At 54.1% G+C, this 21,503-nt stretch carries 17 protein-coding genes and 2 pseudogenes; 15 read left to right on the forward strand and 4 right to left on the reverse strand.

From position 1 onward, the window contains the following. Positions 1-142 (reverse strand): annotated as a pseudogene (locus EPY72_RS19900) (site-specific integrase); the annotation flags it as partial. A 193-nt stretch (positions 143-335) separates the two neighbouring features. On the opposite strand from EPY72_RS19900, the gene EPY72_RS18535 reads away from it, so the two are divergent. From EPY72_RS18535 to EPY72_RS18545, 3 genes are all read left to right on the forward strand, one after another. Then, entirely contained in the window at positions 336-824 is a 489-nt protein-coding gene (locus EPY72_RS18535; protein WP_135807373.1) for a DUF5790 family protein, read from the forward strand. Positions 825-869: 45 nt separating this feature from the next. Further along, positions 870-1,394, forward strand: coding sequence for a hypothetical protein (locus EPY72_RS18540; protein WP_135807374.1), 525 nt, complete (start codon positions 870-872; stop codon positions 1,392-1,394). A gap of 100 nt (positions 1,395-1,494) precedes the next feature. Continuing rightward, positions 1,495-2,475 (forward strand): DUF7983 family protein, encoded by a 981-nt coding sequence (locus EPY72_RS18545; RefSeq protein ID WP_135807375.1) that lies wholly within the window; start codon positions 1,495-1,497, stop codon positions 2,473-2,475. 219 nt (positions 2,476-2,694) lie between these two features. Here EPY72_RS18545 and EPY72_RS20215 read toward each other — a convergent pair whose 3' ends face one another. Continuing rightward, entirely contained in the window at positions 2,695-2,847 is a 153-nt protein-coding gene (locus EPY72_RS20215; protein WP_455429246.1) for a DUF7837 family putative zinc-binding protein, read from the reverse strand. Positions 2,848-3,252: 405 nt separating this feature from the next. Here EPY72_RS20215 and EPY72_RS18550 point away from each other — a divergent pair, with 405 nt between their 5' ends. Genes EPY72_RS18550 through EPY72_RS18565 form a run of 4 tightly spaced genes read left to right on the forward strand, consistent with a single transcriptional unit; the run spans position 3,253 to position 10,023 of the window. Next, positions 3,253-6,048, forward strand: coding sequence for a DUF499 domain-containing protein (locus tag EPY72_RS18550; protein WP_135807376.1), 2,796 nt, complete (start codon positions 3,253-3,255; stop codon positions 6,046-6,048). Further along, positions 6,041-6,979 (forward strand): PglZ domain-containing protein, encoded by a 939-nt coding sequence (locus tag EPY72_RS18555; protein ID WP_135807377.1) that lies wholly within the window; start codon positions 6,041-6,043, stop codon positions 6,977-6,979. Before EPY72_RS18550 ends, EPY72_RS18555 begins: the two co-directional genes overlap by 8 nt. A 3-nt stretch (positions 6,980-6,982) precedes the next feature. After that, on the forward strand, positions 6,983-9,631 hold the full coding sequence (locus tag EPY72_RS18560; protein ID WP_135807378.1) for a DUF1156 domain-containing protein: 2,649 nt from the start codon (positions 6,983-6,985) through the stop codon (positions 9,629-9,631). Between the two features lie 2 nt (positions 9,632-9,633). Next, positions 9,634-10,023: a DUF8076 family protein gene (locus EPY72_RS18565; RefSeq protein WP_135807379.1), complete on the forward strand. Its 390-nt coding sequence runs from the start codon at positions 9,634-9,636 to the stop codon at positions 10,021-10,023. 133 nt (positions 10,024-10,156) lie between these two features. On the opposite strand, the gene EPY72_RS18570 is transcribed toward EPY72_RS18565, so the two are convergent. Next, positions 10,157-13,186: a plasmid replication protein RepH gene (locus tag EPY72_RS18570; protein WP_135807380.1), complete on the reverse strand. Its 3,030-nt coding sequence runs from the start codon at positions 13,184-13,186 to the stop codon at positions 10,157-10,159. Positions 13,187-13,864: 678 nt separating this feature from the next. Between EPY72_RS18570 and EPY72_RS18575 the strand changes: the two are divergent. The 8 genes and pseudogenes from EPY72_RS18575 (at position 13,865) to EPY72_RS18610 (ending at position 20,857) form a co-directional block, all read left to right on the forward strand. Continuing rightward, positions 13,865-14,858, forward strand: a pseudogene (locus EPY72_RS18575) (transposase). A 242-nt stretch (positions 14,859-15,100) separates the two neighbouring features. Further along, positions 15,101-15,832 (forward strand): tyrosine-type recombinase/integrase, encoded by a 732-nt coding sequence (locus EPY72_RS18580; protein ID WP_135807381.1) that lies wholly within the window; start codon positions 15,101-15,103, stop codon positions 15,830-15,832. A gap of 3 nt (positions 15,833-15,835) precedes the next feature. Next, positions 15,836-17,368: a homing endonuclease associated repeat-containing protein gene (locus EPY72_RS18585; RefSeq protein ID WP_135807382.1), complete on the forward strand. Its 1,533-nt coding sequence runs from the start codon at positions 15,836-15,838 to the stop codon at positions 17,366-17,368. A 347-nt stretch (positions 17,369-17,715) separates the two neighbouring features. Next, positions 17,716-18,516 carry a ParA family protein gene (locus EPY72_RS18590; protein WP_135807383.1) on the forward strand — a complete coding sequence of 267 codons (801 nt, stop codon included), beginning with the start codon at positions 17,716-17,718 and terminating at the stop codon, positions 18,514-18,516. After that, complete coding sequence (locus EPY72_RS18595; RefSeq protein WP_135807384.1) at positions 18,513-18,905, forward strand: DUF8160 family protein; 393 nt, start codon at positions 18,513-18,515, stop codon at positions 18,903-18,905. The genes EPY72_RS18590 and EPY72_RS18595 overlap by 4 nt, the downstream gene beginning before the upstream one ends. Positions 18,906-19,362: 457 nt before the next feature. Next, entirely contained in the window at positions 19,363-19,629 is a 267-nt protein-coding gene (locus tag EPY72_RS18600) for a winged-helix domain-containing protein (protein ID WP_244605622.1), read from the forward strand. Between the two features lie 169 nt (positions 19,630-19,798). Then, the gene (locus EPY72_RS18605; RefSeq protein WP_135807385.1) at positions 19,799-20,125 is read left to right on the forward strand and encodes a hypothetical protein; all 327 of its coding nucleotides are present in this window, start codon (positions 19,799-19,801) and stop codon (positions 20,123-20,125) included. A 12-nt stretch (positions 20,126-20,137) separates the two neighbouring features. After that, entirely contained in the window at positions 20,138-20,857 is a 720-nt protein-coding gene (locus EPY72_RS18610; protein ID WP_135807386.1) for a DUF6338 family protein, read from the forward strand. 124 nt (positions 20,858-20,981) lie between these two features. On the opposite strand, the gene EPY72_RS18615 is transcribed toward EPY72_RS18610, so the two are convergent. Continuing rightward, positions 20,982-21,338, reverse strand: coding sequence for a DUF7718 family protein (locus EPY72_RS18615; RefSeq protein ID WP_135807387.1), 357 nt, complete (start codon positions 21,336-21,338; stop codon positions 20,982-20,984). Positions 21,339-21,503 lie beyond the last annotated feature (165 nt).

The following is a 21,503-nucleotide window of genomic DNA, read 5'->3' on the forward strand; positions in this document are numbered from 1 at the left end:
ACGCGCGGAGGCCGACATAGCCACCCAGCTGGATGACAAGGTCGTCTCGGTGACTCGCAGCGGCACGGCGAAGTTCCTCGAGTTCTCCGTCTGTCATCCAGACCTTGTATTCGTCTTCCTTCGCGGTTGCCTCGAGCCTCATGTGCACTTCTAAAATAACCTTGCACAAAATACCCGAGGATACAGTGGTGATCACCCTGGTATTCACCCCGAAAGCAGGGGTTCGCTTCCGACTTCTCGGACAAGTCGGCATAGGTATAGAGCACACTGGCTCAGCTGGATCGTTCTCCTCCGAACAGCCAGGTTCATAGCTCAGCCATTACAGAGACACACGTATGGCGCAGACTACCTTCGATGAGGATGACCTGTTTGAGGAAGCCACCCAGGAGATGCAAGCCGAGGTAGACGACGCACTCGCTCGTGCACGCGACGCAGTTCCTGATACCGACACGGTGCTCACGACTGACGAAGACGACCTTGATGCGATTCTGAACGCGCTGGCCTCGACACTTGATACCGAAGAGATAGAGACAGCACTGGAAGACGCACAGAAAGCGTTCGTACTCGGACAGCGCGCCGACGCCTTCGACGATGAGTACATCACCGAGACGCAAACAGCCATCGAGACGCTCACCGAAACAGTTGAAACGCTCCACGACATCGACGCTGCCGCAACAGACCTCACTGAGGCACTGACACGGTTCGAAACGATCGACACGATACCACAAGGCGACACCGGGACAGTAGACACCACTCCTCGTGACGACGAATCACCAGCGCAGAGTGACAGCCAGGGTGCCCTCACAGAGACAACCAGCGAGTGACAGACTCTCAAAGAGTCCTTATACGGCGGTGCTGAACAACCGACTATGGAACGTGGGGAGTACGTGATTGATACTGACGATGACGACCCAGACGTGGCGATCGTCGTGGATCGGCCTGACGCCTCGATTGACGCGATTCCGGTTGGAGAGGGAGAGCGAACGGTCGCCGATGATAACCCAGACTACGATGCTGACGAGCCTGCGGTGGTCGTTGCCTTCGTTGAATCAGGACTTGACGCCCACTGGTCTGACTGGACGGACGCTGCGCCAGAAGACCTTGCGGAGGGAGCGCACGCTCACGACGTGACGCTCTATACGTTCCCGAAGTCGCGGCTCTCGACACTGAGTGATGAGGAGGCTGCAACACTCCGTGCGGACACGACAGTGGACAGAGAGGCACTGCGCGCTCGACTTGCTGACGCCGACTGGGACATCGAGCAAGCTGACGACGGGTCGTTACTCGTCGAGAAGATGGGCGAGCAGTATCGCATCTCCCCAACAGGGATGGTCGAAGGTGAGGGAGAAATACGCGAACCGCTGGAAAACATCGTGACCCAATACAGCGAGTGAAACGAGCCTGATATCAAGCAGCGGAACCAGATACGGTGAAGAGAGAGCAAAGTGCGGTAGGTGCCCAGAGGCTTTTGGCCTGTGCTGATGAAGACAACGTATGCCGTTCAGCGCAAGTTGGCACACGCTTCTCGATCACGCTGAGGAGTTACCGTCTGATGCGACACTTCTCACGCCACTATCGCGCAAATCTTTTCGTCTGACCGATGTGCAGGAACACCGGATCCTCATCACGTATCGAGATGACGACGGAACCACTCCACTCCAGCGCGACCAGTTTGAAACACTATTCCAGCGTGTACAAGACGCCCACGCTGGCTTCGAGTTGGACCGACTGCCAGCAGACGCCGAACCATACGCGACTGTACTGAGTCTCCATCCCAGGTTCGAACTCGATGACAGAGACGGGACGCTGACAGAGACGGAGACGCCAACGAGCTCCCCGCTTGTTGACGCTCACGAGGTGGCTAGTGAGACATCTGACCGAGAAGAGCCAGATATCCCAGTCTACGCCGATACCCTCCTGCTGATTGACGCACTCGAGCGCCACGATCCGACTGACCTTGAAGAGACGGAGACGCCCGCACTGGTGAACCTCTACACGTTGCTGTCAGATGTCCAGCGGAATGCGAACGATCTCCGGCAAGAGGTACGTGCCGTACTGCTTGACCGACTCCATCATGACCAGCCAGTCAGCGGCCAATACGGCTCAGTCCAGCGCACGTCACGCCGGAATCGCTCGCTCAAAGATGAGGAGGAGGTGCTCAGCGTATTAGAAGAGACAGGGATTGACCGAGAGCGTGTGACGACCGTGGATTCCAGTAAGGTTGATGAAGCACTGGAAGTGGCCGAACTCGCTGAATCGGACGTGTACGACATCACAGAGAGTGAATACGTCCGGAAAGCTGAGGTAGATCAGGAAACCAAGCAGTCCCGGCTGCAAGGGTTGAAAGACCAGCTTGCTGCCACGGACGAGAACACCGAAGAACTTCAGCAGGAAATTGAGGAGTTAGAAGCTCGGATTGACGACCTCACGAGCTTCGACTCGGGAACAACATTCCGCACAACCTCCCAGGAATGACTGCGTTGGTACAGACGACTCGTTTTCAGCGACAGCGAAAGTTCCAACAGCGATTTCCTGACGGGATACCGGATCACAGCCGATAACTCGCTACCTCGGAACTGCCGCACGCGGGACAGTGATCCACGTCCGCTGACTCCAGATTGGCGCCACACCGTCTGCATTCCACCACGGACTCATAGGAATCTTCCGAGCGGAGCACGCGCTTGAAGAGACGTATCATACGTCTGGATCGATAACGTCGCCGCAGCTTGGGCACTCTGCCCAGTATCGTGGTTCGTCCCCCGTCTCGTACTCAATCAAGACGTGACGGTGTTGGATCTCTTCATCGCAGCGTGGACACCCTCCAAGTCGAGGATTCTGGGAACTCATAGTGTAGCGCGTTCCAAAGGGGAGTACAGCCTTCCACGGGTGAAGGCCGAGTTCTTCGGGAGCGTGTGACAGAGGGAGTGAACCACCCTCTGCCCGAGACAAGAACTGGCAGCCCCATATAGGTCATCCTACCACGGTGAAACTGATCAGTAGACTGTCGAGGTGTATGTCCAAGCTCACTAACCTTTAAGTCGCGCTTGTGTATACCGTGAGTATAGAAATTATGTACCGCGGGACACGCTCGACCCTATCCCGCACACCAGGTCACTTATGCCGACAATCAAAGTCAACGACTGGACAAAAGAACAGCTTGAAGATATCAAGGAGGAAGAAGACCACTCATCGTTCGACTCGGTCATCAAATCACTCCTCAAAGAACGCGAACGCTCTCCAGAAAACTAAGCCATGACAGACCACGTAATTGCCGACTATATCTCCCCAAGCGACGAAATCACCACTGAAGACGGTGATATCAGTTCGTCCGGACTGCTCGACGAGGTCAATCTGTACAACCTCTACGACGACCGCGAATCACCCGAGCAAGACGCCGAACGTATCCTTGAGATCACGTACCCAACCGACACCCTCACTAGGATCATCCAAAATACCGCTCGCACTCTCCACGGTGAGGACGAATTTTCCGAGGGCGGGCAGATCATCGGCGGCGGGTACGGGAGCGGGAAAAGCCACATTGAGCTAGTCATATACCACCTGTTCAATTCGCCCGGACTCGGCCAGAAATGGCTTGACCAGCAAGGCATCGATGTGAGCCTTCCAGACGAAACGAGAACCGCCGCCCTTCAGATGTTCAATCTGGACAAGGAATACAATCTCCTCTCCGAAGCTGTCGGAGACTACCTTGGAATCGAGGAGTGGGAAGGCGACACCCGACTCCCAACCGTCCATCAAATCCGGGACACACTCGAAGGAACCCCCACGCTCGTTCTGCTGGACGAATTCGAGCGCTGGTTCGGGATGAACGACCGTTCAGAGTACCAGGAGGACAATAAGGCTTTCCTGCAAAATCTGCTCGAAGCCGCTGGTCGAGACGATACGCAACTCAGCGTGTTCCTCTCCCTCCTCTACGAGGACGAAGACATCCAAGCAGTCGCCCAACGCACAAACCCATTCACCTACGATCTATCCTCACGGCGGGACGAGAAAATCGACTTCCTCCTCCACCGACTCATCGGCTCCGTAGACGACCCCACAGGCGTCGCTGATCTCGCCAAAGAATACACCGACGTCTACCGGCAAAACGATCAAATCCAGCTTGAGGACTACCAGCACTTCCAGGATCGCATCGAACGGTACTACCCGTTCCATCCAGTCACGCTGGACCTGCTGATGGAGAAATACTCCGAACAACGCATCAGTTCTGATGCCCGCGGCCTCCTCCGATTCCTCACCGAAATCCTCGCAGACAACTACTCAAAGGTAGACCTCATCCTGACTGGCGACGTCGATGTCTTCGACTATGCTGACCGGTTCCAGTACATCGACAACGAACTCGTCGGGAAATACATCAACGACTACCATCGGCTCCAAAACTCGGACGAATCGTTCGACGAATTTATTGAAGAACTCACCAACATCGTCCTGCTGCACAGTCTCGCCCGGGCAGGCGAGGAAGGAGCGAACAAACGCCAGATGCTGATGGGAACGATGCGCAAAGGCATCAACGCCCATCGTATTATCCAGACGTTCACCGAGAACGTCTACGGTCACGCCTGGCACATCCATCGCATCAACGGCGAATACGCGTTCGACGTAGACGAGAACCCAGCGGCCCGCATCGAAAAGAAAGCCGAAGATATCCACAAGCACGACGCGATTCACCGCATCGAGTCCCTCGTCCGAGACAACCTCTTCGACAACCGCAACAACGTCTACATCCTCGATCCGGTGAACACCGAGCAAGACATCCCGGATAACAAGGCGCTGAAGATCGTCGTGATGCTGAACGCCAAGCAGAATTACAACGACGAATTCGAGGCGCTGACGACCGGCCAAGAACGTGAATTCCACAATACGCTCGCTCTGGTCACGCCCGAAAAACGCTCCAGCATCGACTCGAACACGGGCATCATCGAACTAGCTCGAAAAGTCGTTGCTGGGGAACAACTTGACCGAGAAGAGGAAGTCCTCCCGGAGGGATTCGAGGAAATCCACGAGCAGAACAAGAAAAACCTCCGTGATCGGGTCAGCGACAAGTTCGGGACCGTTCATCGTCCGACAGGCCGTGGTCTATACCCGGAAGACCTCCCAAGTGGCGACCACGTCGATTACTACGACGCCACGGTTAGTATCATCGAACCGGACTACAGTCACCTGAAATCCGAGGTCGAAGACGCCATCGAAGACGCGGGCGCGGGCGGTATACAGTATGAGCACCTCCGAAACGATTTCTACCGGAACACCGAGTACCCGACACTCACCAGCGACGACGAACTGGAGGACGCTCTGGATGACTTGTGCCGGGAGGGGGCCATCAAGGCCGGGAACTACTTCGAAGAACGGCTACCCAATATCGGGAACGACACGAACCTCGTCCACGAGAAATACATCGAAGAAGACGACGATGACGATGATGAGACTGCCGAGATAACTATCGATACGACGGGGACAACTGAGACTGACGACGGCTCAGATGGTGACAGCGACGGTGAATCCCAATCGACAACTGACGCAGGGACGACCAGTAGCGGAGGGGTTCTCGAATGTCCGCAGTGTGGCCGAGAATTAGATGGGAATACCTGCGAGTGCGGCTTCGAATTTGACTCAACAGACGTGAAGGAAGGCCGGGTGACGGTCGAGGGCGCCACGACTGAGGAAATCCTTGATGAGTTCGGACTGGACGACGAGCCGTCTGGGCCGAAAACACAGTCCGTTCCGATTATGGGCACGTTGGAAGCGGATAACAAGCCCGACATGATCGACATGCTGGAGCGGAAAATCGGGATGGAGTGGGACATCCACTCCGCCACAATCACCGTTGAGGGAACACTGACAGCAGACGACCTCGAACACTACGGGATTTCAGCTGATGCCCTCGATGAGAAGATTTCAGTCGATGAAACTCTCGAAATCGAGCCTGACGAACCGCTCTCCAGGCAGTCGTTCCTGAGCCTCATCTGGGATCTGAACGTCCCCGAGAACGCATCACTCGACGTCAGCATGCAGGTGGACAAGAATGAGTAACGCGCTCTACGGTACGTCCGAACTCGAAACCCTGCTTACGGGAGACTCTGTCTTCGATGGAGTCTTCGAAACACTTCGGCATATCTGGGGTGATCCAGCCGCGCTCAGTGACCGGGAACTAGCGCATTCTGAGTACCGGACACGCCTACTTGAACGCGAGCTTGCGGAACTGTATCCACCCCTGTACGACGAGTTGATCGCGGCAACTGGTGACCACCCCCTCACACAGATTGAGGACGGTACCGGCGTCATCATGGACGCGTTGAGCCTTCGTGAAGGATTCCGGCTTGAACAAGAGCTGGCTGACGAATACGATTGGGAGGTTTCCCTTTCGTGGGCACCAATCGAACGGTTGCCGAGCGAAACTCAGTTCATCACTCGGGAATGGTTTGATGCACACAGTCCATCGGCTGTGTCACGTGACGACTTCCGGTTCATTGGCGAAATGGAAGTCCCGAAGCTTCCCGGAACATCGCCGGAATACGTGTGGACTCGGCATCCGGACCAGCGTCTCGAAGGCGCACTGAAGGGGAACTACTCGAACGAAGAAGTTGGGGACATCTACGAGGACGTGAAGACTCTCCTCACGGACATCATTCACGAGAGTATCCACGATGAGTTCTTGGTCACGAGTGATCACGGGTATGTGAACCACCTGGGCAATTCACCTTATTCGGTGACTGACGAACAGGAAGAGGCGTTGTCGAGTAAGTTCAGCGGTCGGTTCACGGAAGTTGGAAACGGCCAGGCGTACCAGCTGCTCGAGGACGCTGACATTCTTAAGCGAGTAGGTGACTACTACGTGATAAGAGGTCACTACACGTGGACGAAACGCGGTGCGACGAAGAAAATCATGCACGGTGGGCTCAGTCTTCCCGAGTGCATGACGCCCGTCCTTCGAATCAATACGACCCCGACTGGAGGTGCCTAAATCATGCAAACTTGGGATAAGCTACCCCTCGAGCTGATGGACGAACTGGCCGAGAAAGAGACCTATCGACGCGACGTCTACCGCCCACTCTACTCACTGCACAAGTGGTGGGCGCGGCGTCCCGGCTCCACGTTCCGATGTCTTGGTCTTGCAGCTCTGACAGACGACACGATCAGCAAAGACGACATCCTCACAGAGCGAAATTCCGGCACACACGACGGGTTGTATCTTGACTCGTACCACGAGCAGTACAACCCGAACGACAAGCACATCGACCGCGATGTCACTGTCATGGATCCATTTGCAGGCGGAGGGACGACGCTAGCGGAGTTGAATCGACTTGGTGCTGACGTCGTCGGGTACGAACTCAACCCGGTTGCCTGGTGGACCGAGAAAAAGATGATGGACGATGTGAATCTGGAGGTCCTTGAACAGGAATTTGACCGGATTCTCGAAGAAACACGCGACGAACTCGGAGACTACTACACCACCATCGACCCCGACACTGGCCAGGAGTGCGAAGCCCTCTACTACTTCCAGTCACAGCGCATCCCCTGCCTCACCTGCGAGGAAGAAGTCCAACTCTTCCCCCGCTACCAACTCAGCAAAACCAAGAAAACCCGCCCCGGCGTCCTCTACTGCCCCAACCAAGCCTGCGACGACCGCATCATCGAACTCGAAAACAGAGACAAAGGCCTCGACGCAGGCACCGAAATCGAACTCGAAAACGGGGACACAGCCACCATCTCCGAAGACGGCAACGAAATCTGCCCCACATGCGGCCACGAATTCGACCCGAACAACGGCACCTACGGCCGCGGCAAGTACACCTGCTCGAACGGCCACAAACACGACGTGAAAGAGACGCTGCAACGCCTCGACGAACGCCCGACGTTTGATCGATTCGCACTCCAGTACCGCGATCCCCGAGGCAACAAACGCATCAAAGAATTCGATGAGCACGACGCCGAACGCGTTGCCAAAGCCAAGGAACGCCTCCAGGAACTCTACGACGGCCTCCGCATCCCTGAACAAGCCATCCCCGACGGGGACAAGACCGGTGCACTCCTCAACTACAACTACGACCAGTTCAATGAACTGTTCACCGACCGCCACCTCCTCACGTTCGGCCTCCTGTTCAAGGAAGCCTGGGAAGTCCGACACAAGGACTTCGACGACGCAGACCCCCAGAACATCGCCGAATTTCTCGTCACCTCCGTCTCGAACACGCTCATCCGCGCCGGCAACCTCTGCGTCTGGGACGTGTACACCGCAAAGAGCGATCAAGTCTTCAAACGCCACGCCTACATCCCCCGCGCTCAACCCGTCGAATCCAACCCACTCAACCACGACGAAAACGTCGCCTCCCTGAACAACGCCTTCCGCAAAGTCTACCGCGCCAAGGAATTCTGCGAACGCCCCTTCGAGAAAGTCAAAAACCGAAAGAACGGCGATGTCGAACAGTTCTACGTAGAGTCTGAATCAATCACGGAGGACCGAGTTAGCAGCCTCAATTGCAAAACCTCCGAGCGGATGGAGGAAAACGACGAGTCGGTCGATTTCGTCATCACGGACCCGCCGTACTACGACAACGTCCAGTACTCGGAGCTTTCGGACTACTTCTACGTCTGGCTTCGGGAAGTACTCAAGGACGAGTACGAGGAATTCGAACCAGAACTCGTCCCGAAGGCACGGGAGATCGTCGCCAATTCGAGTGCCAACAAAGGCGAGGACTTCTTTGTTGAGTCGCTAACGAACGTGTTTAGTGAAGCACACCGTGTCCTCAAACAGGACGGCGAACTGATCTTCACCTATCACCACAACGAAAACGAAGCCTGGTCGGTGATCTTGGAGGCAATCATCGAGTCTGGGTTCACTGTTGCCGGTGCGTACCCCGTCCAGTCTGAGATGCCGAACAATCCCCATATCTCAGATCTCGACAACGCAGAATACGACATCCTCATCTTCGCCAACAAAGAGAACACTGACGAAGACATCACGCTCGAAGAACTGCGACAAGACCTCTATTTCGAGTTGCAGGATATGATTGCGGAAGAGCGGGAGCGGCACGAGAACCTCTCCACAGCGGACCTCGGTGTGATTCTTCGTGGGAAGTCGATGTACTACTACTCGAAGCACTATCCAAACGTCTACACCGATGGTGAGCAGGTCGGGATCGAGGAGGTCCTTGATACGGTAGACTCGGTGATCGAACAGGCGCTGGAGGGAACGGTGAACCTTCCGCAGAGTATCGATCCGATCACGCAGGCGTACGCGGCGTTCTGCCAGCGCGGCAGCGAGGACTATGACGATCTGAACAAGCACTTGCTGGCGAAGAACCTGAACGTGAGCGACCTTGAAGACGAGAAACTCGTCAAAGGCCCACGCAACAAAAAGGAGCCAATGACAGCTGATGAGCGCATCAACTACATTGAAGGGAAGCTCAACAGCAACGGTGACAACGGCCACGACTTACTGGATATCGACCGCGTGCAGTACCTCTACCACCTGTACAAGACAGACCAGAACACGACGGAGTACCTGAAAGAGTGGAAGTCGGACGATCTCGAAGACTTGGCAGAGTTCATGGCCGACGTGAGTGGTGACGAACGGTACGAGAACGTGATGGACATGACACTCCAACAATTCTAACCATGCCACTACGACCCGGCTACAACATCGTGACTGATCCGGTTGCCGAGACAGACTCGTCGCTGGCAGCGCTTGAGTTCTTCCGTCAAGTCGCTAATGACGGCAACGTGCAGACACCGGTCACGGTGACCGGGCTCGAGGATCTGCTATACAACGTGGTTGAGGACGAACGTAGTGATGTGGTGGCTCGACTTCGACAGGTGCTGCGAAGCTCTGAATCACTGGGGTCGATGGATGCTGTGCAATTTCTCGTCGACGGGCAACTCGTAGACGATGTTGAATTCCGCGTGCGGATCGAGCGTGCTGAAGGCGGCGTGTATCTCGATATTGGACAGCTGTTCGTTGAGGCGCCTCAGCAACTTTCACCGACGCACGCTGTCGCGCGAAAGTGACCTGATCACGGTGAAAAGGTCAGTCATCAACTAGTTCTTTTCCGCCTTCGACGTTTTGTCAGTAATCTCTGACGCTCATCTGTAGACACGAGTACGTGGATCAGATTAGTTCTGGACTCGGCGGGGGGCAGGATCAGTCCAGCCCTGGCGACGGTTGACTGAGACGATCTCGTTGGGTTGCTGTTTCTGAAACGTCTTGGAAGCTCGATTGTGCTGTGTCAGGTCCTGGAAGTTGACCGAGACGAACTACGGTGGAATCCGTGGCTGCTGTACCAGATGGGCCTCTTTCAAGTTTGTCCGAGTCGGCGAATGCACCCCAGAGGAATGGCCACCATCGTCTGAGCCGGTCGTGACCGTCGAAGAGGGCTTTGATGTCGTCTCCCGGTTGGATACCCTCAAGATACGCTGTCTCGAGGTCGGGTAAGTCGTAGTGGGTGATGAGATGGCACATCACCGCACTAGCGACATCACGGGGGAACTCAGCGAAGAGTATTCCCGTGTCGGGATCAGGGTCGGCAAAGGGTTCATCCCGATCACTCTGCGGCGTCCACCACGGCTCTAAGTGTGCCTCCCACCGGCGACGCCCCTCGATTTCTCGGGGTTCAATGATGTCCCAAGCGGCAAGCTCGTTGATATAGCGGTCGTAGCTACTTTCAGAGATACCTGCGGTATCGATGATTTCAGACCGGCCCATCGGATCATCCGCATCAAGCAGGGTTTTGAGGAGCTTCGTCGCTGTTGGTGGAAGGTCGGGTAAGAGTCGTTTCGTGGGGAGATTCGACAGTCCGTACGAGATGTCTCGCACGGTGATGAAATCGTAGTTCCGGGAGGATTGAGCAATATGAAGCATTGCTTCGACAACATCGTGAGGACACGCTCGATGTGGTCGATCCTCTGTCCCGAGGACACGCAGGAACAGCCGAACAAGTCGCTCGATATCCTGTTTTCCTTCGTGAATATCCTTCTGGTGAGCCACCTGGTAGTTCTTCGCTGAAGCGTATTCCTCGACGAGATCACGAATCGCTGAGTAGGAGTTCCCAATCTGGACGGGTATCTCCATTACCGGTGCTGACTCCTGTCCATTAGCAATCGCGTCACGAATTTCGTTGGTCTCCATTTCAATGGCGCCCTCGATATCATCATAAAGATCGGTCATCGTTGGTCCGGAGAAAACCCACGATGCGGTCAGATGCATTGTTGAATCAGCATCATCCACCTCGTAGGGAAGACGTCGTTTGAGTTTCTCCGGTCGATCCTCAAGGAGCATCCTATACCCCGAATGAATCCCGTACACGGACTGTTTCGGGATGGTGTACTGGGCGAAACCGAGAAAGTCGTCGAGACGGCGCTCATCACTGATGAGCATCCCCGTGTCAGGGACTCGCACGTTGATTGTGACATCCACATCGGCTGCGTAGTAGAGCTGTGTTGCTGAGGCAACCAAGCCGTGCAGATCACGTAGTAACTCAGTCCGGGCTTCGACGTCGTCACTGTTTGTGAGTTCACCAACTTGTTGCAAACACAAACTGCGAACGGCACCAATACGCTCACGCCAACCATCGTAGTCTTCCTCGTCCTCGCTGAACCAGCCGATCTGGTGACCCCGACGAATGATTTCTCCAGCTTCTCTATCGAGTTGTTCAACGACTGCATCGTCGATTTCTTCGAACTCGGAACCGAGGCGTGATGGTGTGAGAACCTTGCTTAGTGCCTTGTCGCTGAGTAAGGTTCCCGCAATACGTCCCAGGGTAGGGAGGGGGCCGCCCCACTGAGTGGCTACGAAGAGGTCATCGTCGAAGCAACTGAGATACGATATGCGACCGTCCTCGAAACGCTCGATACGGTCATCGACTAGGGTGACACCACGATCTCGACGGCCAGCAAGGTATCGTTGGTGCATTCCCCAGGCATCGAGGACACCAGACGGCCCATCGAGCCATTGAACGTAGTCAGCACCCTCACTAGGATTGCCTGTCGCAGCTATCCAATCCTCCGCTGTCCCAGGCTGATCCCCCTCCCTCGTGTCCGATCGCGCGGGATACACTGTACTTGCTTGGGGCTGAGGGGTCGGCGTAAGATGCGTCTCCAGCGTCGATTGGGTCGGATGGATCACCCGGTAGTCCGTGGTGACATGCTGCTCAACTGCTACTTGTCCTAAGCCGGTGAGGGATGCGCTGTTGTATTGTCCACGACGGTCGATATCCACAAGCCCTAATTCTTCTAGATCGAGGATGTAACGGCCGACAGTCCCTGCCTGCACGTCAATCTCATCATCCTGCTTGAGATCACGATAGTCCCGAGATCCCTCTATAGGGAGGTTCCCAAGCAGACGGAGTCTCCCCGATTCCTCTGGGAGGTTCTGTATTGCTTCCCATGCTTCCCCGAGCTGCTCCGCCGATGGTTGTCCGTCGCCACCCGCTGATTCTACAGAGGAGGTCTCACGGGTTTCAGTAAGACGGAGATGGGAGTCATACCAGTCTGGATACCGTCGCTCAATCGCGGCGTCTAACGCTGGTGAAATAACCAGGCGGACGTCGAAGGTGGAGCCGAGCACGGCGATAGCTGCAAGTGCTCGGATACCTGTTCCTCTATCGTCGAGTTTTGACCACAACTCGCCATCAAGGACAAGCGTGATCGGTTGCGGTGCGTCATCGAGCTCATCGTGGAGTCGTACGGGTCCCTTGGCGAGGGCTTCAAGGCCAGCGTTGAGTGGGCCACGTCCGGTACTGATCGTAGTGAGAGTCTGTTTAAGCGATTTGCACCGCTGCTGGTGATACTCCGAAAGTTCGTCGAGATCATCTTCGTCGACGTCAGAATATTTGACTGCGAACTCGACAAGTGATTCTACGTATTCAACCGCTTCAGCCTCTGCATCACTCCAAATATCCGTTGTGGAGCACCATTCTTGATGGTCGAACCCCAGGGTTTCCTCTTGAAGACGGCGATAGACGGTGTTGTATCGTGCGTGCGTGAGGACTTCTGGGTCTTCTTGCCGGATGAATTTTCGAACCGATTGAATACTCCGTGGAAGTAGTTCCTCAAGAAGGTCAGGTATCCATTCTGTTACCCGTGGAGTGACCTCGGTGATGGTAAGTCCAGCAGTAGAGAGGTTCCCTCCTGGAACGATCTTCCGGATTCCTTGGTGTCGATTAGGCGTGTGCATGCAGTCCGTGGAGAGATGCGGACTGCGTGGAAGCCGGCAAATGCGAGGGTCCCGAAACCAATTTGACCCCTCGCGTCCACATTGTGGATAGGAGCGTGCTGATAATACCGCTCCATCCGTGTTGAGGGCCGGCTCCGCTGGTCCGCTTCAGCGATACTGCAAAACGACATCCGGGGCGAGGCCTGGTAGCATCGGACCCGGATTGTCGTTTGAATCTGTACCTGTGAGTCATCGGTCTGGAGTAGCGTCAGCTACTCGCGGTCACCTCGGTCTTGGTGTGTCTGTGTGGTTTGCATCGCTGTCACCGCCTGTTGAGGACATTTCATTTGGCAGCGCAGCGGCTCCTCGTGGGGGTAACGCTTAAGCCCACGGACGAAGAAGGCCCAGGTAGCCAACCAGAGGACACGAGAGGTTCGTGTCCGGGGCCTTCTTTAGGCTTCCAACGCCGACCAGTGATTACTTTGTCCTGCCTTGGCCCCTTGTTTTCACGGATGCAACTTAAAGGTAACAGTCGGTGTCTGACGATCCCCAAAAGATAGGCGTACATCAAGGGCTCATCTCAGAGTTTGTTTCTATCTTGACCTGCGATAGAAACGCGAAATCACATATATGGGATTTGATTAGAGGGTGTCATAGAACGATTACCACACCAAAGAGCAGGGTGAACGCTGAGGTGGAATGAGTTCAGCGACCCTGCAAGATGATCCTTCGGTAGAGTCGTTCTTCAATGTCGCGGAGACCGAGACGTTAGCGTTGTTTGAGCACCTTTCCTTCGAGTTTCTTGAAGAGTTCGACGTGTTCGCCCCGGCGCAGACGGGGCGAACACGAGAGCACGAGCCACCAGAGATGATGTGTGGGTTCCTCCACTGCTGCTACAAGGACATCTACGGGATTCGTCCCGTTGAACGAGAGCTTCGGAACACGGTCGTTTGGCTGAGCTGTGGCTTCGATCGACCGCCGTCGAGAGACGCGGTCGATCGCTTTCTCACCGTCCTCGAACACGTCGTCGACGAAGTCTTTGACCAACTCGTCGAGCAGGCCGCCCGCCGCGGCCTGCTCGACTTGACCTACTCCATCGATTCAACCGACGTGAGGGCGATGCCTGCCGATCAAGACGCGTCGAAGTGCTACGATCCAACCGACGACGAGTACTACTACGGCTACGGCTGTACGATCGTCTCGACCGGGCAAAAGATCCCAATTGCAGCGGAATTCACAGAGAGTAGACAAGCGCCAGAGGAGACGGCGATGCGCGTCACGCGTGACGCGCTCGCCGTCGCCACGCCGATCTGGATGGTCGGTGACAGCGCCTACGACACGCTCGACTGGCACGACCACCTGCTGGCCGCAGGGGGTCGTGCCAGTCGCTCCGTACAACGCACGAAACACCGACGACCCGCTCGATATCGAGTACAGGGTCGAAGACCGCATCGAACAACACAGCGAGGACGTACAGCTGAAGCAATCGACGCTGGACGAGACGTACAACCGCCGTACGGGAGTCGAGCGAACCAACGAATCAGTGAAGGACTGCGGCCTCGGGCGAACGCACGCCCGAGGCCGCGTCCACGCACGAGCGCAGGTGTTTCTTGCTCTGTGCCTTCGCCTCGTCGTCGCAATTACCAACTACGAACGCGGAGACAATCCGGGAAGCACGATCATCACGGTGTGAGAAGAGTTCTATGACACCCTCTTTGATTATTCTAGAATCGGATAGATCCATATTCATTATCAATTATATTACCATTAGCAAATTCGCTGTTCACACTTGCCCACAGAGTAGAGAATTTTGAGGAGGAAGAACCTACCTGAACCTATGAAAAGCCTGATTTCGCGGGTTTCAGAATTCTCTTCTATTCATAGGAAAGTTTAATTAGTGTTCGCATAAAATGGTCAACTGAGAAGAAATAATATATGGAACGAGATGTTGAACCCCTCTCCCGTCAAGCGATGAGTCTATTTACTGATGCTGCGGAGTCGTTCGACGATGATGTGGTAGCGCTGACCGCGCTCATTGCACTCTTTACAGGTGTCCGAAACTATACCATCGGTCATATCCATGCAGATTGGTTTAATCATGTAAATGGGGCACTGTGGATGAAGGTGCCAACAAAAACCCCTTGCACAAAGACGGCTGATGACACGATCTGTGGCGACTGTAACCAAAACAAGCGAGGAGGTCGAGACTTCGCTCCGAAGAGCGATGCTGGCGGAGGAAGACGGCTCAAAATCCCAGAATCGTGGCACAACAAACACACCGATACTGAATCTCAACAGGACCTCTCACTTCGTTCGATGATTGAGCATCATTTTAAATTAGAGGAAGAGAGTCACGGCAACATGCTACTGGGAGGCAAAGGGCTGTCGAAGCGGACAGTTAACAAGTACGTCAAGGCCGTTGCCGAGGAGGCAGATATTGGATTCTTTAGAAATAATGGATACGTTCAACATCGTGATTTGGGTCGGGTGCCCGATCTGTTCCCTCACGATCTGCGTGCCACCTACTGCGTGCAGTTAGCCCGTAACGACGCGAATCCATGGAAAATGTGCAAGCGAACAGGCCACGCTGACATCGAATCGTTGAAACCCTACATCAAGATTGCGTCACAGGAGATTGAGGGCGACTTTGAAAACAGTTTCATTTGAGATATGCCCTATTCAGAGATTGAGCTTTTAGAAGAGTTCAATCGGCTTGCCGAAGAGCTGGGTCACACGCCGACGGTTTCTGATATGGATGAACATGGAAAGATTACTAGCACACCGTTCTATGACCACTTCGACTCTTGGGACGATCTGGTTGAAAAATCAGATTTGCCACCAACTCGACAAAGCGGACAGACACGACCATCAAAAGACCACCTCATAGAGGATTTCAAACGGGTGAGTGAGGAGCTCAACCGAACCCCAAAGACGACAGATATTGCTGAACACGGAAAGTATAGCTTCCAACAATATTATTACGCATTCAACGACTGGAATGATGTCGCAGATGCCGCAGGGCTGCCGTCGACCTCTCGTGGTATCCCTGACGAAGACCTTCTTGATGATCTCACTAGGTTAGCAGATGATCTCGGTCATACACCAAAACAAGACGAAGTGATTAAAGATGGAAAATACTCAGTCAAACCATATAGGGCCCGATGGGGGACGTTCAACGAGGCATTAGTCGCGGCGGGACTGAAACCGAATCGCGAAGTCTTCATCAGCCGTCGGAGGCTGCTCAATGAAATCCATCGGTTAGCAGACGAGTATGGAGAAGCCCCACCCAAGAGCGCACTCGCCGAAAGCGGAGAGTTTTCCGAGGCTCCGTACCGGAGAATCTGGGGGAGTTGGAACGAAGCAGTCCGCAGTGCGGGGTATAGCCCGACGCCACCATGCCGTCCTATTGACAACAAAAAGCTCCTCAACGAGATCGACCGATTCGTCGAAGAGAATAATAAAGTACCAACGTATAATGAAATGGATGAAATTGGTGAGTTCAGCGCCACAGCGTATGGGAGCAACTTTCCCTCGTGGAATATTGCATTGATTCGAGCAGGATACTATAGCCGTTACAGGCGGCCACTATCTCCAGAAGCCATCCACAGATTCCACCGGAAGATAAAGCTACTCCCAGCAACTGAACAGTCGTTGGTTCTCTTGGCCATGTTCACCGGACTTCCATGGCTGGTTGAACAACATTTCGAATGCAGTTGGGTTCGAGAGTTAGGAGAAGAATATATCATCCATGTCCCAGACGAGTTAGCTCCAGACAGGGGCCAGCGCTGGGAATTCCGACTCCCGAATAGATGGAACAATCCCTACACTAAAGAAAGAGAAAAAACTGGGCTTAAGCAGGGTATACAGTGGCTTCTCAATTCCTCATTCCCTACAGCAGCTACATCCACCCGCCAGATTCTCCTCGATAGAGTTCAGGAAGTAGCCGAACAGGCTGAACTAAGCGATTTCCGCAGGCTCGTGCATATGGCCGGTGATCGTACTTTACGGGTCCGTCCGACTGATTTGCGCGAAACCCACGGCGTACTACTAGCTCACAATGGAAACACCCCCGAGTTCATCAGACAACGGCTTGGGATGGACTCTGTTAAGCAAACTCGACGCTTTTTCGAATATCTCAATGCAGATCATATCGATTATAACAGGAATACGGCCTCGTCTCACGAATGGGACAGTATCGATTAGTCTGCTTGCATCCCCGCCACGCGCCATTTCATTCGCGCCCACACTCCTGCCCTCCTCGTCGGTCAGCGAGACGGTCAATCGGCTCATTATTTACTTCTTCACCGCTTGTGTGAGCCTACGAATACTCAGATAGCCTGTTGCACGGTTTCAAAATTAGCTCAGTCTCATCAAACATCAGCCGCTTGTGAATACTGATCTTTCTTTGTGATAGCTCGTTGCACGTTCAAAATTAATTCGCCAGAGGGAGCGAGAACGGTGTCTGACGGAGATTTATATTATCCGAAAAAAGTGTATTACTCGAATGGCCCGAAAAACTCGTATTATGCGAGATACACGGAGGTGGTAGCATGAGGATCGACGTCGGAATGCAGAAAGGAGGAGTTGGGAAAACGACGACAAGCATCAATCTCGCCGGTGCGCTTGCCGACAGAGGACACGATGTCTTGGCTGTTGATGCTGATCCACAGGGTGGACTCACACTCAAACTCGGCCACCGCGAGCAGTATCGGGAGGGCGAGTACGCGCTCTATGACGTCCTCTCTGAGATGGGGCAGCTCACCCTTGACGACCTCGATGAACTAGTCGTCCAAGGAGCTGAGTTCGATATAGTCCCATCCCATTTACGCAACTTCCGGCTTGAGAAGCACCTGTACTCCGAAGCCCGTGGAGTTGAGGCCCTCAAACTCGCGCTCGACCGCCTCACAGTAGACTACGACTACGTTGTGATCGATTCCCCGCCGAACCTCGGACCACTCGCTGACGGGGCGCTGCTTGCCGCTGAGAACGTTCTATTCCCGAGCCACGCGAACACGATTGCGAAAGACTCTCTCGAAATCCTGTTTGATGAGATCGACACCTTGGAGGACAAGTTCGATGACGTCAACATCTCTACCGTCGCAGCTGTCCTGAACGAGGTCGGCCGTGATGGCGTAAGTAGTGAAATGCAGGATTGGTTCGTCGGCACGTTCGGCGAGGATTACGTCTTCGAGATTCCGGACTGGGCAGTGGTTGAGCACGCCATTGAATACCGAACTTCGGTGTTCGCGTATAATCCGGATGATGCAGGTTACTCGTGGGATGCAGAAAAAGCAGAAGCACTGCGTGACAAATACAGTGCAATCGCCACACACGTGGAGGATCTCTCATGAGCGATCCAAAAGACGAACTCGGGCAACGATTCGACGACCGACGGCCAGACAGCGACGACAAAGAGGAGAACATGAGCCAGTCAGATAACACGAATAATACGAGTGAGTCGAATAACTCGAATAATACAGGTAATTCGGGTAGTACGAGTAATAAGCCAGGACCTGACCCGAATCCAACCTCGACTCGGAATCGACGTCAAGTACCAATGTATCTCCCCGACGAAAGGGCAGATCGTCTGGACTCACTTTACGAGCAGTTAGACGGACGCTCAAAAGTCGCTGGAGAAGGGGGAATTGAGAAGCACGCAGACTTCATGGAAGCGCTCGTAGACTTCGCCATCGAGCACGAAGATGAATTAGCGGACCGACTTGGCATCAAGAAAGAATAGACGTCCCTACAGAGGAGGGAAATTACGCGGGCACGTCGGTGTGAACCCTACAATCCAAACTCACGATTGGTCAAGTTTGTTGGGGTGTTTCTCATCAGCCAACATCTCTTGCGCTTCTGAAGATTCGATTTCGCCTATACTAACATCATATACTGCCGTGCATCCGCCGGGGCATCCTTGCATACTTCGGTGTTGCTCGTTGGTTTCTGTATCGTAAATCCAGTCAACGTCTGCCAAGCAGATCGGACAGCTGATTGTGACTTTCAGTAACATCGATTTGTATTGGTGGATAGTATCTGGTTCTGATTTTAGGCCGGTCCAGTTGACTCGCCTCACTCATCTCCTTATCGAGCGGCCTGATAAATCTTGACCAAATATTTGTTCATAGTGAGCCATTATTTGTCTGAAAAGTGATAATAGTCGTGCCCATAAAATTGGTCTAAGTGAGCCACAATCAATGAGACAGCGTGCGGATTGGATGACCGGAGCCGATGATACCATCTTAGAATTTCTCGCAGAAACAGATGCAGCCTTCTCAAAACGAGGATTAGAGGTGAATTTTGAACGAGAAAATATCGGTCTATCCTATTCAACTCTGAAACGTCGTCTACCAACCTTGGAAGAACACGGCCTCGTTGAAGAGCTCGAAACAGAAGGAGCTTGGTATCGTATCACAGAGCAGGGACGGGCATATCTCGCGGGAGAATTCGACGCAAGTACCTAAGCCGTTCTAAACCATCCCAACGGACAGATAGCACCAATACCTATCAGAAGCGGCGTGACCGATACAGACTGTGTATGCAATGGTGAGTTATTGTTCATTCCAGCCATCTCAGTTCTACTTTGACCCCGGTTAGCGACTATTTTAGTGCATCCAGCACCCATAGACCTCTATGAGCGACGAGTCAGGCAGCGACTCAAGTAACAATTCCTCAAACAACTCTTCGTCCACCAACGATACCAAGCAAGACTCACTTGCCGCCAATAAAAACCAGCAGGCTGATCCAGAACGCATCACCAGAGCGAACGCTGGCACAAAAAACACGGACAGCTCTGCTTCGGAAACTCAGAAAAAAAGCGCCGACAAGAATCCATCCGGCGGCAACGAGACTCCCTCTGCTGACGACGTCTCGATCCCAAGCAGCGTTGACCCTAACGCCCCCGCTAATTCTAGCGGAGACGGTTCTGGCAGCTCCAGCAGTTCCGAGAGTAGCGAATAACACAGAACACCCATGGCAAGCCTGCCAGGAAGCGCAATCTTCTACGCCGTCCTCATCGCCCCTGGCTTCGTCGCCGTCATGACCGCCGTCTCCCTAGCCGCGATCGAAGACGACATCAAGCAGTTTGTCCTGCTCATCTGGAGCCTCGTCTCCAGCCTTCTGATCGACGCCCTGTTCATCGGCGCCTATCAACAGTTCGTCGAACCCATCACCTCGTTCGCACAGTTTCAATCCATTCTGTTCGACCCGGCCTTTCGAATTGATTATATCCTCACCATCTTCGCAGTGTCTTTGTTCGTCGGCGTACTCTATGCCGCAGCCATTCTCATTGACCTACCAGGGATTCTACGGGGTATCCTCCAATCAAAAATGCAAATCTCGTACTCCCGCCGACAGCCGTGGGAAGACTATCTAAAACACGCTGACCAAGTAATGATCAAGACCAGTGATGACCAGTTGTACATCGGGGATGTTAGTGGATGGAGTCGGGCTGGCCGAAACCGAGAACTTCGAATCAGCGATCCACACCGGTACAATGAGAACAATAAGGAATTCGAGTCGGTTGGTGGGCCGGAGCAGCTCTTCTTGGATGCTGATATTCAGCGCGTTACCGTGTTGAAAAAAGATCAGATCCTGCCGATTCGTGAACGAGTGAAACAGCGGGTAGTTGCGTGGAGGCAGCAGCTCAAGCCGGGGGATTCCGAGGCCCTAGAACCGACCGGAGACGACTGAGCGACGGTTGCGAACATTGGCGTCACGGACAGTTTCATCGAACCGCGAACCACTAAGAGACCTTAGCAGGAGCAGTCTGAAGGCCTTTTCCACGGAGTGAACGTTGCAAAGACACGTATTCCGACTACTCGTTGTAGTAGATGTGGAGATCGGCAAAGTCCTGCCAGTTCTGTAGGAGGTAGGTTCGCATCCGTCGGTAGGAATAGTCGTCGTCAAGCCACACCTTCTTTTCTTCGTTGCTGTCGGGAGGGAGGTACTCCTTGTCGAGGTGAGGTTGGTCGTGGCGCGTATCCATCCTCACGATTTCGTCGTTTTCGTCGAGTGGGGATTCGGCTTTCTGGACAAGAGACCACCCGTAGTTCTCGGCATCTTCTGCGGGGTCGTAGTCGTCGTAGCCGCTGGGGTCTGGTTCGACATACCCGACGAGGAAGTAGTTGTCCCCTCGATAATTTCCGAGGTCGATACTGTCAAATCGTTCCATCGACCATCACCTGTACACCTGTCGTTGTAGCGTTTGTGTTTGTAGTCATTCAAATCATCCGAGAATCCGCTGCTCGCGCGCGCCCGTCGCACCAACATAGCCCTCGCTCTGAAGTTGGTGATTTCACGGTGTAGAAGGCCGCTACTCAGACAGTAGATGGGTAGA

Origin of the sequence: Halorussus marinus (genome assembly GCF_004765795.1) — an archaeon.
Lineage (GTDB): Archaea > Halobacteriota > Halobacteria > Halobacteriales > Haladaptataceae > Halorussus > Halorussus marinus.